Genomic DNA, 14,346 nt, shown 5'->3' on the forward strand with positions numbered 1-14,346 from the left:
CCGCCAATGCGCGTGCCGTCGCCCGCCGCGAGTACGCCTGGGACGCTCGTGCGCCCATCCGCATCGATGTCGGTCGTGAGGTAACCGACGTTGCGATCAACGAACGAGTGATCGCAACCGAGCGCGCGAGCGATGTCGGTGGCCGGCGCGAAACCATAGCCCACGCAGAGCGTGTCGCAGTCGAGTGTCGCCGTGCCGCTCCCCCGGACGTACGTGATGCGTTCGACGCGAGGGTGACCTTCGGCCGCGATCACGCGCGCATCCCAGAGCACCGGCACGCGCGCGGCGCGCAGCTTGGCGAGATAGGCGAGCCCATCGGCGATCAGCCCGGGCGCCTCGCGCAATGCACTGAGCACCGGGCGCCACTGAGCCAGGCCCGGGCGCGGCGCGCTCTCGAGCACGGCCACGACGTTCACCCCGCCTGCCTGCAACTCCACCGCGAGTTGCAGGTTCAGCGGCCCGTTGCCTGCAATGACGATCCGCTCGCCGGGCGCGACACGGTAGGCGCGCGCCAGGGTTTGCGCGCCGCCCGTCGTCGTCACGCCCGGCAGCGTCCAGCTGGGAAAGGGCGCCGTGTATTCATAGGCGCCGGGCGTCAGCATCAGTTGCCGGGGCCGGTACAGCAACGCCTCGCCTGTGGCGATCACGCCGATCTCATGGGGGCCGAACACACCCCACACCATGGCGTCCGGTACGATCGCGACGCCCATCGAACGGACACGGCGAATCAATGCCGCGCCTTGCTCGAATTGCCGGTCCGGCTGGCGTTCGCAGCGATGGCTCGGCGCGATCTGCTTGAAGAACTGGCCGCCGGCCATTGAGCGATCGTCGATCACTATCACCGAGGCGCCGCGCGAGCGGGCAGCGCATGCGGCGGCCAGTCCGGCGGGTCCTGCGCCGACGACCAGCAGGTCGATCACGATCTCGCGCGGCGCGGCAGCCACCGGTTCGCTTGCGAGCGGCGTCAGGCCGCTCGCCCGTGCGTGTTCGCTGTCTTGCGCGAATACGGACATCCCGTCCGCCACCTTCGTCATGCATGCACGCTGGCCCTGCCGGCCGTCCACGCTGACCAGGCACTCGTAACAGCTGCCCATGCCGCAATAGAGACCGCGCCGGTTGCCTGTGCGGGTGTGGCGGTATATATCACGGCCGGCGCGGCCGGCGGCGGCGAGGGCTGCCGCGATCGTTTCGCCTTCGAGTGCGCTCACGCGTTCGCCGTCGTAGTCGAACGCAACGGTCCTCTCGGTGGGGACGATCGTGGAGCTTTCCAGGCGCATGAACATCGTTCCTTGATCGGATTAGAAGCCGGGTTGGAGGCCCTGCATGGGGTCCGGAAATTTGAAAACACTTGACGTATAAAATTTGTATACAAATGATATACGAACGATATGCATAAACAAAGCGTTCAAAAAACGGGACTTTGACCGAGCACGATGAAAACATTCCGAGGCACTTATACCGTCCTGATCACGCCGTTCACCGACGACGGCAAGCACGTCGATACCCGCGCGTTACGGAAGCTGGTGGACTGGCAAATCGAGCAGGGTATTCATGGGCTGATCCCTCTGGGCAGCACGGGTGAATTTCTGTCGCTGAAGGATGCGGAGCGGATCGAAGTGGCGCAGACGGTCATTGCCGCAGCCGCGGGCCGTGTGCCGGTGCTGCTCGGCACCGGGATGGAATGGACCGACGACGCCGTGGCGCGCTCGCGCGAGGCACAGGAACTCGGCGCCGACGGCGTGATGGTGATTCCGCCGTTCTACAGCACGCCGACCGAGGACGAACTGTTCGAACATTACCGGCGCATCGCAGAGTCGATCGATCTGCCGATCATGGTCTACAACAATCCGGCCACGGCCAACGTCGACCTCAAGCCCGAATTCGTCGCACGCCTCTCGCACATCGACAACGTCAGCTACATCAAGGAGTCGACGCTCGAAGTGACGCGTGTGCGGGACATCGTCGAATTGTGCGGCGATCGCATGACGGTCTTCGCGGGCATTCTTGGCTACGAGTCGATGTGTGTCGGCGCACAGGGGTGGGTCGCGGTGTGCTCGAACCTGATTCCGAAATGGTCGGCCGAGCTTTACGAGTGCACCGCTGTGCAGCGCGATCTCGACGCGGGGCTCGCGCTGTACAAGAAGATGCTGCCGATCGTGCGCTGGGTCGGCGGTCATCGTTATGTTTCGGCAAGCAAGGCAGGCCTCGCGATGATGGGCCTGCCCACCGGTGAGCCGCGCGCGCCGCGTCTGCCATTGCCCGGCGCGGATCGCGAGGCCTTGCGCCGTGACCTTGCCGCACTCGATTTGCTTAACACGCTTTCCTGACTTCCTGACTTCTCGACCTCAATCGCCTACCGGAGTACCCCATGTCCATTCGTTCGATCTTTCGCCGTGCCCTGATTCCCGGCACCGTTGCGCTCGCCGCGAGCTTCGCTGCCAGCGCGGCCAATGCCGGCTGCAGCGCAGCGGTTCCCGCGAGCGCGCTCATCAAGCAAGGCACGCTGATCATGTCTACCAACCCGACCCTGCCGCCGCTTCAGTACGTCGACGGTTCGGGGCAGTTGAAGGGCATGCGCATTGAACTTGGCGAGGAGATCGCAAAGCGCCTGTGTCTCACACCGGAATACGTGAAGATCGACTTCGACGCGATGGTGCCGGGGTTGCAGGGCGGCCGCTGGGATGTGATCAATACCGGCATCTTCGTGACCGACGCACGCACGAAGATCATGCAGATGATTCCCTACGAAAATCAGGCGATCAGCCTCTCGACGCCAATAGCCAATCCGCTGAAGGTCACGAAGACCGATGATCTCGCGGGCCACACGGTAGGCGTCGAACTGGGCGGCTTCGAGGAAGCGCAGGCACGCGCGATGATCAAGGACATGGAGGCGCGAGGTCTCAAGCCGTTCACGCTGCGGACCTTCGACACGTTCTCGATCGCCTATCAGGCGCTTGCCTCGGGACAACTCGATGCGGTTGTTTCCATCGATGCCGTGGCCGGCGAATACCAGAAGCGCGGCGGCTTTGCACGCGTCGTGTCGGGCCTGCATCCCACGCCGGTCGCGCTTGCCGCGAAGAGTCCGGAACTTGCCGGCGCGATCGCGAAGGTGCTTGACGAGATGCAAGCCGACGGCAGCTATCAGAAGCTCTTCGCGAAGTACGGCATGAAGCCGTTTGACGGGACGATCGCCATCGCGCAGCCGAAGTAAGGGCGGGTTCCGGGCGCGTGCCGGTGACGTGCCCGGGCCGTGAAAAGGCCACCAGGAGCGTGTAATGAATCAAGGATGGAACTGGGACGGGTTCGCCGCTTATCTGGTCAGCCCGTACTTGATCGGCGGCGCCTTCCAGACGATCTGGCTGACGCTTGCAGCAATCGCGGGTGGTCTTTTCCTGGGTACGCTGCTGACCTTGGCCCGTCTGTCCGGAGCCAAGTGGCTGTCGGCGCCGGCTGCGTTTTACGTCTGGGTCTTCCGGGGCACGCCGCTGCTCGTGCAACTGATCATTATCTACACCGGATTGCCGCAGGTCGGCGTGCGCCTGCCGGTGGTGGAGGCAGCGCTCGCTGGACTGATCCTGAACGAGGCGGCCTATCTGTCGGAGATCATCCGTGGTGGCATCGCCTCGGTGCCGCGCGGCCAGACCAATGCGGCGAAGGCCCTCGGCCTCAATGCATTCCAGACGATGCACCAGATTGTGTTCCCACAGGCCATGCGTCTGATTATTCCGGCGCTCGGCAACAGCGTGAACAGCTTGCTCAAGACTACCTCGATCACGTCCGTGATCTCGATGGAAGAACTGTTGCGACGCACTCAGGAATTGATTCAGGAGCGCTTCATGGTGCTCGAACTGTTTGTTGTCGCCGCGCTTTATTACCTGTTGATCACAACCGTGTGGGACTTTTTCCAACGCAGGATCGAAGCGCACTACGGACGTGGCTACGTAGCGCATGGCGCGGCTCCCGCTAACTGGCGGGAACGGTGGCTCAACCGGGGTGCGCGGCGGCGCGCCGCTTCGCCCGCCACGCAGCCTCACTGAACCAGCGAACCAGCGAGACACCCATGAATTCAAGTAATCGCGATCAGCCCTTCGATACCGTCGTGCGCGATGCGCGCATCGCGACCGCAGCCGATCTCTTCACCGCGGACATTGGTATTCTCGACGGCGCAATCGTTGCCCTCGGCAACGGCCTGGCCGACGGCCGCGAGACCATCGACGCGCGTGGACGCTTCGTGACACCCGGTGGCGTGGATGGGCATGTCCATCTCGACCAGCCGACATCCGACGGCTCGAAGATGGCGGACGATTTCGAAACCGGCACTCGTTCGGCGGCCTGCGGCGGCACCACGACCGTGATCCCGTTCGCGTTGCAGTTCAAGGGCCATGGTGTGCGGGCGGCGGTCGAGGACTATCACATGCGCGCGGCGGACAAGGCTGCCATCGACTATGCGTTCCACCTGATCGTGTCCGATCCTTCGCATGCAGTGGTGAGCGAAGAGTTGCCGAAGCTGATCGCCGAGGGCTACACGTCGATCAAGGTCTATATGACCTACGACGACATGAAACTCGACGACCGCCAGATCATCGACGTGCTGGCGTGCGCCCGCATCCACGGCGCCATGACGATGATTCATGCGGAGAACAGCGATTGCATCGGCTGGCTGACCGAGCGTCTGCTTGCCGCCGGCCTGAGCGCGCCGAAATACCACGGCGCGTCGCGGCCGATGCTCGTCGAGCGCGAGGCGACACATCGGGCGATCGCGTTGTCCGAACTCGCTGAAGTGCCGATCCTGATCGTGCACGTGTCCGGCCGGGAGGCAATCGAGCAGATTCACTGGGCGCGCGGGCGAGGACTCCCGGTCTTCGCCGAGACGTGTCCGCAGTATCTGTTCCTGAGTGAAGAGGATCTGGCTCTCGACGGTTTCGCGGGCGCGAAATGCATCTGCAGTCCGCCGCCACGCGACAAGGCCAACCAGCAGGCCGTGTGGACCGGGCTGCAGAACGGGATGTTCACGATCGTGTCGTCGGATCACGCGCCGTTTAATTACGACGGCCCGGACGGCAAGATGCTGCATGGCCCCGGCAGCAGTTTTCACCAGGTGCCCAACGGTATTCCCGGCATCGAGACGCGCATGCCGCTGCTGTTCTCCGAGGGCGTGCTGGGCGGCCGGATCGACATCAATCGCTTCGTGCAACTCACTTCGACAAACGCCGCCAAACTCTACGGCCTCTATCCGCGAAAGGGAACAATCGCGATCGGCAGCGACGCCGACCTCGTGATCTGGGACACCGGCGTCGCCCGCACGATCCGTAACGCCGACCTGCATCACGCTGCCGACTACACACCCTACGAGGGCCACGAAGTTCGCGCCTGGCCTTCGGTCACCATGAGCCGGGGCGTAACGGTCTGGTCCGAGGGAGCGTTTCGCGGCCGCGCGGGGCACGGCAGGTTCCTGCGGTGCGAGCGGCCCGGCGTTGTAACATCGCAGTTCAAAATCGGGCCGGCCACTTTCTGATACGGACCGAGTGAACACGGAACCCCCGCCTGACCATGACCAAGGTATCGAAGAACGTCACCGAAACTCGCGCGAAGAAAACCGCTGGAAAACGGAAGCTGAAAACCCCTGCCGCGGCAAGCCAGGACGAGGCGCCTGCCCGGGTCCCGGCTGACGACGGGTTGTCGGACACGCGCGTTGTAAGCCTCGGCGAGCGCGCTTACCGGCGTCTGCGCGAAATGATCCTCGATCGCGAGCTCGAGGCAGGCGCGCTGCTTAATGAACATCGGGTTGCCGACCAGCTCGACATGTCGCGCACGCCGGTTCGCGAGGCGCTGATCCGGTTGACCGGCGAGGGCCTGCTGGTGCGCGCCGACGCCCGCAGTTTCTCTGTCAGGACAGTGTCGGCGCGCGAGTTCTTCGAAAGCATGCGGGTGCGCGAGACACTTGAAGCGCAAGCCATCGACCTCGGTATCCAGCGTTTGTCAATCGCCTCGATCGAGGCGCTCGAGGTGCAGGTTCATGCGCTCGAAGTGGGCGTGCATACCGAGGTCGAGCATCGCGAATTCGACGACCTGCTGCACCGGACCATCGCGGAGGCTTCGGGCAACGCGGTGCTCGTGCAGATGATCGTCATGATGCGGCTTAACGCACGCCTGTTTCGCGTGACGAGCCATTTGCACCGGCAGCAGGAAAACCATGTCGAGCATCTCGCGATTCTCGCGGCACTCAAGTCGCGCGACGTGGTCGAGGCGCGCAACGCGATGATCAATCACATTCGCGGACTGCAGGACGACGTCATCAAGGCTATAACCGGCTAGCCGATCAGGGCTCTCCAGGCTTCTTTGCGAGCGTAAATTTACGCCACGCCGCACGCTATAAGTCCCGCGAATACTAACCACCCCGATCCGGATAGACACCAATATTAGCTCGTCGATACTGTCTCGGAAGCTCGCCAGAACAACCCGGCGCGCATCCAGACCGACGAGACCCATGCACAATTTTTTCACTGAAGAACAGATTTCCCTGCGCGATACCGCCCGCCGGTTCGCCGAGCGCGAAGTACTCAAACGCGCCGCGGCAATCGATCGAGAGGACCGGTTCGATCGCACGCTCTATCGACGCATGGCCGAACTCGGCCTCTTCGGTATCAGCCTCGAGGAAGCCGGCGGCGGCGCCGGACTCGACACGGTCGCTGTCTGCATCGTCATGGAAGAGCTTGCGCGGTGCTCGGGAAGCGTCGGCAATGCGTTTGCCATTCCGGTCGAAGCCACGCTCTTTCTCCATCAGCACGGCAGCGTTGCGCAACGCAGTCGCATCCCGGCCCTGCTCGACGGCAGCGCGATTGCGGCCACCGCCGTGTCGGAGCCGGACCACGGCTCGGATGTCGCGAGCATCACGACGTCCGCACTCCGTACCGCGGACGGTTACGTGCTCAACGGCACCAAGGCGTGGGTGACGCTCGGCGGTGTCGCCGACTGGATTTTCGTGTTCGCGCGCACGCCTTCGCCCGACGGCCGGGGCGATCGCCATGCGATCAGCTGCTTTATCGTCGATGCAATGCTCGCCGGCGTCACGCGCGGCAAGTCCGAGGAACTGCTGGGCATGCACGGTCTGGAAGACTGCCAGATCGCTTTCGACAACGTGAAGCTCGGGCACGATGCGCTGGTCGGCGTGGAGCACCAGGCGTTCAAGATGGCCATGGCCAATTTCAATTTCAGCCGCCTCCTGATGTCGTCGATGGCGCTTGGAATCGCGCAGGCAGCCTTCGAGGATGCCGCCGCCTACGCCGGCACCCGCCGCCAGTTCGGCGCGCCGATCAGCTCGTTCCAGGCGATCCAGTTCATGCTCGCCGACATGTCGACGGATATCGCGGCGTCACGCCTGTTGATCCACCACGCCGCGCGCGTGCACGACGCGGGCCGCTCCATCGCGAAGGAAGCAGCGCACGCCAAGCTGTTCACCACCGACATGGCGATGCGCCATGTCTCGAACGCGCTGCAGATCCACGGCGGCAATGGCTATTCGCGCGAATACCGCATAGAGCGCCTGTTTCGCGACGTGCGTCTTGCGCAGATCTTCGAAGGTACGAATCAGATCCAGCGGCTGATCATCGCGCGCCAGATCGAGAAAGAACTGTCCTGAGGAGGCGGCCATGATCAAGTGCATCACGGCAAGCGAGGCGGCGGCGCTGATTCGCGATCGCGACATGCTGATGGTTGGGGGCAACGGCGGCTCGGGCGTGCCCGAAGCCGTGCTGGAAGCAATTGAGAGACGCTTTCTTGCCGGCGCCGGCCCGCATGACCTGACGCTCTTTCACGTGACAGGGGTAGGCGCCGTACACGAAAAGGGTCTTTGCCGGCTCGCCTATCCGGAGATGGTGCGCCGCGTGATCGGCGGCAACTACGGCATGCAGGTTCCGTTCATGAAGCTGATTCGAGGGAACAGGATCGAGGCATACAACTTCCCGCAGGGCGTCATGACGCAACTATGCCGCGCGATGGCGGGGCGTCAGCCCGGCCTCGTTACGCACGTGGGCTTGCGAACCTACGTCGATCCTCGTCAGGACGGCGGTCGCATGAACGAGCGCACGACCGAACCGATGGTGGAACTGTTGCACCTTGCGGGGCGCGAGTGCCTCTTCTATCGTGCGCCCGGCGAGCCGAATGTGGCGATCATCCGCGGCACCTCCGCCGACGAGGACGGTTACGTCAGCATGGAGCACGAGGCGACTGCGCGGGAAGACCTCTCGATCGCGCAGGCGGTGCACAACGCAGGCGGCATAGTGATTTGCCAGGTGAAGCGCATCGTACAGCGCGGCAGCGTGAATCCGCACATGATCAAGATTCCCGGCTTCCTGATCGACTACTTCGTGGTCGAGCCGGATCAGATGCAGACCTATACCACGCAATACGATCCGGCTCGCAGCGGCGAGACGCGGTTGCCGAAATCGCGCATCGTGCCCGATCCACTGACGGTGCGGCGCGTCATCGCGCGGCGGGCAGCGTTCGAGTTGCGGCTTAACGACGTCGTCAACCTCGGCGTCGGCGTTTCCGCGATGATCCCCAACGTCGCGGCGGAGGAGGGTATCGAGGACCTGATGACGCTGACGGTGGAGTCGGGTGTGATCGGCGGCGTGCCGGGCCACACCCGTGAATTCGGCACGGCGGTGAATCCGCGCGCGATACTCGACCAGGCGTACCAGTTCGACTTCTACGACGGCGGCGGCCTCACCTGCGCGTTCCTCTCGTTCGCGCAGGTCGATGCGCAAGGCAACGTCAACGTGACGCGTTTTGGCGAGCGCTATGACGGCTCGGGTGGCTTCATCAACATCACGCAGAATTCGAAACGCCTTGTGTTCAGCGGCTCGCTGACAGGCGGCGCGCTCGACATCGACGTGCGTGACGGCGAACTCCAGATTCGCCGCGACGGCGCCTTCGACAAGTTCATGCCACAGGTTGAGCAGGTGAGCTTTTCGGCCGACCTCGCCCGCGAGCGCGGACAGGAAGTGTCGTTCGTCACGGACCGGGCAGTCTTTCATCTCGAGCACGACGGCCTCGTGCTCACCGAAATCGCGCCGGGCGTGCGTCTCAAGGAAGACGTGCTCGACCGGGTTGGCTTCGCCGTGCGCGTGAGCGACTCGCTCACATTGATGGACCCGCGCATCTTCCGCGCAGGCCCGATGAACCTGCGCGACACGCTCGTGCCGCGCGCTGGGGCCACGTCATGAACACGACCGGCCTCTACTACGAAGACGTCGTACTGGATGAGGACAGGAAGAGCGCGACGCGCCCCGTCACCCCGGCCGACATCCGGGCCTTCTGCGAGCTCACGGAAGATTTCCATCCGCTTCACACCGACGCGGCCTATGCGCAAAGCCGCGGTTTTCCCGGACTCATCGCGCACGGCCTCTACGGACTCGCGCTCATGGAAGGGCTCAAGACCTCGCTCAAGCTTTACGAGAACACATCCATCGCTTCGCTCGGCTGGGATCAGGTCAGGTTCATCTTGCCGCTGCTCGCAGGTGATGTCGTGCATGTCGTGTTTCGCGTGACAGGCAAGCGACTGAGTTCGCGCGCCGGCCGTGGCGTGCTGACCGAGGACGTACGGCTCGTGAACCAGCGCGGCGAGATCGTCATCCAGGCGCAGCACGCGGCGCTCGTGCTCACCCGCGGTCCGGCGGGCAGTGACTGAAGCGTGCAGCGTTTCCCCTTACTTTCGACTTCAAAGGACTCATCTCATGATCAAGCAGTTCATGCTGTGCGGCGCGGTGTTGAGCGCCTTGCTGACCCAGCCCGTATTTGCCCAGACGTGCACCCCGGCGCTATCTGCCTCGCATCTTGTCGCGGCAGGCAAGTTCCAGATGTCCATCAATCCAACCCTGCCGCCACAGCAATACGTGGACGACAAGGGTGAGATCCAGGGGTTGAACGTCGAACTCGGCCGCGCGATTGCACGCAAGCTGTGTCTTGAACCCGTCTTCGTGCGCATGGACATGCCGCCGATGATTCCCGGTCTGCGCACCGGCCAGTTCGACGCCATCAACACGGGCCTTTTCTGGACCGAGGAGCGTTCGAAGATGTTGTACATGGTGCCGTATGCACAGCAGGCGCTGAGCGTGTACACGTTGCCGGACAGCCCGCTCAAGCCGACAAAATTCTCCGATCTCGCTGGGCATGTGGTTGGCGTCGAGATCGCGACCTACCAGGAGCGTAAGGCTCGCGAGATCAATGAGCAGTTGAAGGCGCAGGGCATGAAGAGCATGGACTTCCGTACTTTCACGACGGTGACGGACACGTCGGCGGCGTTGCGCGCCCATCAACTGGAAGCGGGTATCAATATCGACGAGACGGCGACCTCGCTGGCCGATCGCGGCATCGTGAAGATCTGGTTGCATGGGCTGGACGGCACCGACATCACGTTCGCCTTTCGCGACAAGGCCTTAGCCGAGGCAGCCGCGCAGGCGTTGACCGAACTCAAGGCAGACGGTACCTATGACAAGCTCTTCACGAAGTTCCACATGACGCCGCTCAAGACGGCGAGCTTCGGAATTCGTGGCCCGGGTCCGCAGTAGACGGTTGGCGCGTCAGGGAAAGCTGGCTTGCGTTGCTGCGGGCGAATCCGCCTCAGAGTGGGGCGAGAGTGGAGCAAGTCGCAAGCGTGCGAAATTGCTCACGTGCGGCTTGAACTCCATGAAGCCTTTGACGGCCTGGAACTCGGGGGTGTCGTACACCCAGTCGCCGGCGATGGTATAGACGGCCGCGTAGCGCGGGCCGTCGTCGATCGCGACGTAGCGCCTTCCCGACAGCCAGCCCGGACACGCGAGAATGGCGGGCAGGTGGACTTCGTCGTACCAGCGGTTGAAGGCTGCGTCGAACTCGGGCGCTACGTCGATCCTGACAATATGAATGTACGGCCCCTGTGTATTGGCGGGAAGGCGGCCGGCCCGAAATTGCGTCATGATGCGGCTACCGCAGCAGGCTTCACGCGGGGAAACTTCAATGTCGCCTCGGCCTTCAGCACTTCCTTACCCGCTTCGTTCGCAGCGCTTGCTTGCCAGACGGCCGTGCGGGTGCCGGCGTCCAGCGCGGCAATCCAGACACGAAAGCGCAGGGTATCGCCATAGAACACGGGGCCGGTGAACCAGAACCGGTCCTCGATCGACACGCCCAGTGTGCCGGCGAGTTCCGCTGTCAACACGCTCGTGCAGATGCCGGCCACGAGAATGCCCGGCGCGAGCCGCTGTCCGAAGCGCGTCCCGCTTGCGTAGCCTTCATCGATATGCACCGGTCCGAAGTCGCCCGTGGCCGCGATATAAAGCGCGCCGTCGGCTTCGGTGATGGTCTTGCAAATGCTCACTTCGTCGCCGACAGACAGGCTGTCGAACGGCTTGATGTCATACATGGCCCGGCTCCTCGCGCGAGATGCTCGCCGGTGCAATGAGCGGCGCAATGAGCGGCACGAGCGTGGCATGGCCACGGATGACGCAAGCCTCGCCGTCGATCTTGCATGTCACTTCGAGGCGGCTTGACTGTGCGTTTGCATCGAGCACGCGAACGGCCGCCTCGATCGTGCTGCCCACCGTGACGGGCGCATCGAACGTCAGGTCGAGCGCACCGATGCGCCACGACGGTCCGGCGATCCGGTTCAGGCACGAGGTGGCGAGCGACGCTACCGCAAGTTCGAAGCTGAGCATGTTGTCGAAGCCCGCGGCGCGTGCGGCACGCGCGTCGACGTGCATCGGAGCGAGGTTGCCGCTGATGCCGGTGAACAGCGCCTGCTCGGCAACGGTCATGGTCTTTCGGAACGACAGGGTAGCGCCAGGCTGCAGTGTGGTTTCGGTTTGCATCGGATGTGCCGGGAGAAGGGGGAACTGGAGTTCCAACGTTACAGCGTGAGGCCACGCTTGATCACGCTGCGGGCAATGAGCATGCGGTGGATCTCGGAGGTACCGTCGTAGATGCGCGTCACGCGACTGTCGCGGTAGATCCGTTCAAGTGGCATTTCCTTCGTGAAACCCATGCCGCCGAAGACCTGGATGCCACGATCGGCAACCCGGCCGATCATCTCGGACGCATAGAGCTTGACCATCGAAACCTTGTCGCGCACGTCGTTGCCCTGATCCAGCTCCCATGCCGTGTTGAGCACCATCATGCGAGTGGCGAAGATCTCGGTGGCGGAGTCGGCGATCATCTGCTGGACCATCTGGAATTCACCGATCGGCTGGCCGAATTGCTTGCGCTCCGCCGCGTGGTTGCGCATCAGTTCGAGCACCCGCTGCGCCATTCCGCAGGCACGCGCGCCGATGTGCGCAAGACGGATCGATGCAACGCTTTCCATGATGAGGCGAAATCCCCCGCCGACCTCGCCCAGAACGTTGTCGCGAGGAATGCGGCAGTTCTCGAACACGAGTTCGGCGTGCCCATAGCCGCGGTGGCCCATCATCGGCTGCTTGCCTGTCACGTGAAAACCGCGCGTGCCCTTGTCGACGAGGAACAGCGTGATGCCGCCCCTGGCGCGCTTCTCCTTATCCGTGAGCGCCATCACGATCACGTAGTCGGCGATGTCGCCGTCGCTGATGAAGTGCTTGCGGCCGTCGAGCACCCATTCGTCACCGTCGAGACGCGCTGCGGTGGAAATGGAGGCGGCGTCCGAACCCGCGCCGGGTTCCGTGATCGCCATGGCGCAGACTTTCTCGCCGCGCACGGTTGGCAGCAGGTAGGCGTCGCGCTGGGAACCTTCGCAGGCCATCAGCATGGGATAGACCTGGCCGAAGATGCGCCGGATCAGGGCGTCGGAGGTCTTGCCCAGTTCCTCTTCCGCAAGGCACATGTCGACGTTGGAGAGGCCGCCGCCGCCGACCGACTCCGGCATGTTCATGGCGAAGAGCCCTAGCGACTGCGCCTTGTCGCGAACGATGCGCAGCTTGTCGGCAGGAATCATGCCGGTCGTCTCGGTTTCGGCTTCGAGCGGCTGGACTTCCTGGGTCACGAACTTGCGGACGGTGTCGGCCAGCAAGCGGCTTTCTGACGGAATGGAGAAATCGATCATGGTTGTTTGTTGTCGAGACCAGGCGATAAGAGGCGCGCTTACGGCGCGGACGCTGCGTGAGGAGCGAGCACCACGCCAGCATCCGCGAGCGCCTGGATCTCACTGTCCGCATATCCGAGTTCAGCGAGGATCTCGGCTGTTTGTGCGCCCAGCGGTTGTGGCACGAGCGAGAGGCCGGGAGCTTCGCCATCGTAGCGAGCCGGGTGCATGACGAGGGTGACGGGCTTGCCGTCGGCGCCTTCGACCGTCTTGAACGACTCGAGGTGCCTGAGTTGAGGATCCTCGAGCAGGTCTTCGTAGTCCTGCACCGGCGCGTGCCACACGTCGTGATCGCGCAAGTGCCTGAGCCACTCGGCGGTGCTCTGCTCGCGCAGTCGCCGCGAAACGAGACCGTTGATCTCCTCGCGATGGCTGAACGACGTGTTATCCGCATACGCATCGAGTGCCGGGAGCTCCAGCGCCCGTGCGAGCGCCCGGGGTGTCGCGATGGCGATGGCGAGGTAGCCGTCCGCCGTTGCGTGGATGCCGTAGGCGCCCGGACTGAACCAGCTTGCCATCCCGTCCGGCCCGCGTGGCGAAACACTACGCGCCCCGTTGAGCCATGCCGTGAGGGATTCGGTTTGCAGATCGATTGCGGCCTGCAACAGACTCACCTCCACAAGCCGCCCGGTCCCTGTGCGTTCGCGATTGAACAGCGCGGCAAGGATACTCATCACGCAGAGGGCGGCCGCGTGCTGGTCCACTACCACCGGGCCGACTGGCGTCGGTGGGCCGTCGGCGCGGCCGGTGCGGGCGGCAAGCCCTGAGAGCGCTTGTATCAGCAGGTCCTGCCCCGGCTTCGCCGCATAGGGGCCGGAACCGCCATAGCCGCTTGCGCTGGCGTAGACGATACGGGGATTGGCGGCGCGCACCTGTTCGTAGCCCAGGCCGAGGCGCGTCATGGCGCCGGGCCGGAAGTTCTCCATCACGACGTCGGCATCGCGCACCAGCCGTTGCGTCAGCGCCTGGCCTTCAGGGCTTTTCATGTTGACGGCAAGGCTGCGTTTGTTGCGTCCCGTGGTGAGCAGATTCACGCTCTGGGTACCGACGAAGTGATCGGCAATCGCCCAGTTGCGATGAAAAGCGCCGTCGAGCGGCTCTACCGCGATGACGTCGGCGCCGAGGTCCGCCAACATCTGGGCGGCCATCGGGCCCGCATGGAAATGGTTGAAGCTGATGACACGGACACCATCGAGAAGTTTGAGCATGACCATTCCGGACAATTAGAGGCTTTGCGTTTGGGCTCTTGATTGAAGGGCTTT

The 14,346-nt window shown here is 63.7% G+C and carries 15 protein-coding genes; 9 read left to right on the top strand and 6 right to left on the bottom strand.

Translation table 11 applies throughout. The features are described from left to right. Window positions 1–1,277 (bottom strand): 2Fe-2S iron-sulfur cluster-binding protein (locus EOS_RS09420; RefSeq protein ID WP_160312474.1); only part of this gene is annotated, 1,277 nt, incomplete at its 3' end. A 156-nt stretch (window positions 1,278–1,433) separates the two neighbouring features. Here EOS_RS09420 and EOS_RS09425 point away from each other — a divergent pair. The 9 genes from EOS_RS09425 to EOS_RS09465 all read left to right on the top strand — a co-directional run bounded on the left by EOS_RS09425 (window position 1,434) and on the right by EOS_RS09465 (window position 10,568). Further along, the gene (locus EOS_RS09425; protein WP_047846361.1) at window positions 1,434–2,327 is read left to right on the top strand and encodes a dihydrodipicolinate synthase family protein; all 894 of its coding nucleotides are present in this window, start codon (window positions 1,434–1,436) and stop codon (window positions 2,325–2,327) included. A 41-nt stretch (window positions 2,328–2,368) separates the two neighbouring features. After that, on the top strand, window positions 2,369–3,211 hold the full coding sequence (locus EOS_RS09430; RefSeq protein WP_047846362.1) for an ABC transporter substrate-binding protein: 843 nt from the start codon (window positions 2,369–2,371) through the stop codon (window positions 3,209–3,211). Between the two features lie 64 nt (window positions 3,212–3,275). After that, on the top strand, window positions 3,276–4,037 hold the full coding sequence (locus EOS_RS09435; protein ID WP_082163281.1) for an amino acid ABC transporter permease: 762 nt from the start codon (window positions 3,276–3,278) through the stop codon (window positions 4,035–4,037). 23 nt (window positions 4,038–4,060) lie between these two features. Further along, window positions 4,061–5,515: a dihydropyrimidinase gene (gene hydA, locus EOS_RS09440; RefSeq protein ID WP_047846363.1), complete on the top strand. Its 1,455-nt coding sequence runs from the start codon at window positions 4,061–4,063 to the stop codon at window positions 5,513–5,515. Window positions 5,516–5,550: 35 nt separating this feature from the next. Then, window positions 5,551–6,315, top strand: coding sequence for a GntR family transcriptional regulator (locus EOS_RS09445; protein WP_082163282.1), 765 nt, complete (start codon window positions 5,551–5,553; stop codon window positions 6,313–6,315). Window positions 6,316–6,487: 172 nt separating this feature from the next. Continuing rightward, a complete protein-coding gene (locus EOS_RS09450) occupies window positions 6,488–7,639 on the top strand; it encodes an acyl-CoA dehydrogenase family protein (protein ID WP_047846364.1) in 1,152 nt (383 codons plus the stop codon). Window positions 7,640–7,649: 10 nt separating this feature from the next. Next, window positions 7,650–9,224 carry an acyl CoA:acetate/3-ketoacid CoA transferase gene (locus EOS_RS09455; RefSeq protein ID WP_047846365.1) on the top strand — a complete coding sequence of 525 codons (1,575 nt, stop codon included), beginning with the start codon at window positions 7,650–7,652 and terminating at the stop codon, window positions 9,222–9,224. Beyond that, the gene (locus EOS_RS09460; protein WP_047846366.1) at window positions 9,221–9,688 is read left to right on the top strand and encodes a MaoC family dehydratase; all 468 of its coding nucleotides are present in this window, start codon (window positions 9,221–9,223) and stop codon (window positions 9,686–9,688) included. Before EOS_RS09455 ends, EOS_RS09460 begins: the two co-directional genes overlap by 4 nt. Window positions 9,689–9,734: 46 nt before the next feature. Beyond that, window positions 9,735–10,568 (top strand): ABC transporter substrate-binding protein, encoded by an 834-nt coding sequence (locus tag EOS_RS09465; RefSeq protein WP_063779067.1) that lies wholly within the window; start codon window positions 9,735–9,737, stop codon window positions 10,566–10,568. A gap of 12 nt (window positions 10,569–10,580) precedes the next feature. Here the strand turns inward: EOS_RS09465 and EOS_RS09470 are convergent, their stop codons facing one another. The 5 genes from EOS_RS09470 to EOS_RS09490 all read right to left on the bottom strand — a co-directional run bounded on the left by EOS_RS09470 (window position 10,581) and on the right by EOS_RS09490 (window position 14,292). Further along, a complete protein-coding gene (locus tag EOS_RS09470; RefSeq protein WP_047846367.1) occupies window positions 10,581–10,955 on the bottom strand; it encodes a DUF4286 family protein in 375 nt (124 codons plus the stop codon). After that, complete coding sequence (locus EOS_RS09475; protein WP_047846368.1) at window positions 10,952–11,398, bottom strand: MaoC family dehydratase; 447 nt, start codon at window positions 11,396–11,398, stop codon at window positions 10,952–10,954. Before EOS_RS09475 ends, EOS_RS09470 begins: the two co-directional genes overlap by 4 nt. Then, on the bottom strand, window positions 11,391–11,843 hold the full coding sequence (locus EOS_RS09480) for a MaoC/PaaZ C-terminal domain-containing protein (protein WP_047846369.1): 453 nt from the start codon (window positions 11,841–11,843) through the stop codon (window positions 11,391–11,393). Before EOS_RS09480 ends, EOS_RS09475 begins: the two co-directional genes overlap by 8 nt. A 38-nt stretch (window positions 11,844–11,881) precedes the next feature. After that, window positions 11,882–13,012, bottom strand: a complete 1,131-nt coding sequence (locus EOS_RS09485) for an acyl-CoA dehydrogenase family protein (protein WP_235442755.1) — start codon at window positions 13,010–13,012, stop codon at window positions 11,882–11,884. Window positions 13,013–13,083: 71 nt separating this feature from the next. Beyond that, window positions 13,084–14,292, bottom strand: a complete 1,209-nt coding sequence (locus tag EOS_RS09490; RefSeq protein WP_047846371.1) for a CaiB/BaiF CoA transferase family protein — start codon at window positions 14,290–14,292, stop codon at window positions 13,084–13,086. Between the last annotated feature and the right edge of the window lie 54 nt (window positions 14,293–14,346).

It is taken from the genome of Caballeronia mineralivorans PML1(12) (assembly GCF_001028175.1).
In the GTDB taxonomy this organism is placed as follows: Bacteria; Pseudomonadota; Gammaproteobacteria; order Burkholderiales; family Burkholderiaceae; genus Caballeronia; species Caballeronia mineralivorans.

Bases quoted from the DNA above. Each gene is read 5' to 3' on its own strand.
- EOS_RS09425 (WP_047846361.1), top strand. From the start codon at position 1,434: ATGAAAACATTCCGAGGCACTTATACCGTCCTGATCACGCCGTTCACC.
- EOS_RS09430 (WP_047846362.1), top strand. From the start codon at position 2,369: ATGTCCATTCGTTCGATCTTTCGCCGTGCCCTGATTCCCGGCACCGTT.
- EOS_RS09435 (WP_082163281.1), top strand. From the start codon at position 3,276: ATGAATCAAGGATGGAACTGGGACGGGTTCGCCGCTTATCTGGTCAGC.
- hydA (WP_047846363.1), top strand. From the start codon at position 4,061: ATGAATTCAAGTAATCGCGATCAGCCCTTCGATACCGTCGTGCGCGAT.
- EOS_RS09445 (WP_082163282.1), top strand. From the start codon at position 5,551: ATGACCAAGGTATCGAAGAACGTCACCGAAACTCGCGCGAAGAAAACC.
- EOS_RS09450 (WP_047846364.1), top strand. From the start codon at position 6,488: ATGCACAATTTTTTCACTGAAGAACAGATTTCCCTGCGCGATACCGCC.
- EOS_RS09455 (WP_047846365.1), top strand. From the start codon at position 7,650: ATGATCAAGTGCATCACGGCAAGCGAGGCGGCGGCGCTGATTCGCGAT.
- EOS_RS09460 (WP_047846366.1), top strand. From the start codon at position 9,221: ATGAACACGACCGGCCTCTACTACGAAGACGTCGTACTGGATGAGGAC.
- EOS_RS09465 (WP_063779067.1), top strand. From the start codon at position 9,735: ATGATCAAGCAGTTCATGCTGTGCGGCGCGGTGTTGAGCGCCTTGCTG.
- EOS_RS09470 (WP_047846367.1), bottom strand. From the start codon at position 10,955: ATGACGCAATTTCGGGCCGGCCGCCTTCCCGCCAATACACAGGGGCCG.
- EOS_RS09475 (WP_047846368.1), bottom strand. From the start codon at position 11,398: ATGTATGACATCAAGCCGTTCGACAGCCTGTCTGTCGGCGACGAAGTG.
- EOS_RS09480 (WP_047846369.1), bottom strand. From the start codon at position 11,843: ATGCAAACCGAAACCACACTGCAGCCTGGCGCTACCCTGTCGTTCCGA.
- EOS_RS09490 (WP_047846371.1), bottom strand. From the start codon at position 14,292: ATGCTCAAACTTCTCGATGGTGTCCGTGTCATCAGCTTCAACCATTTC.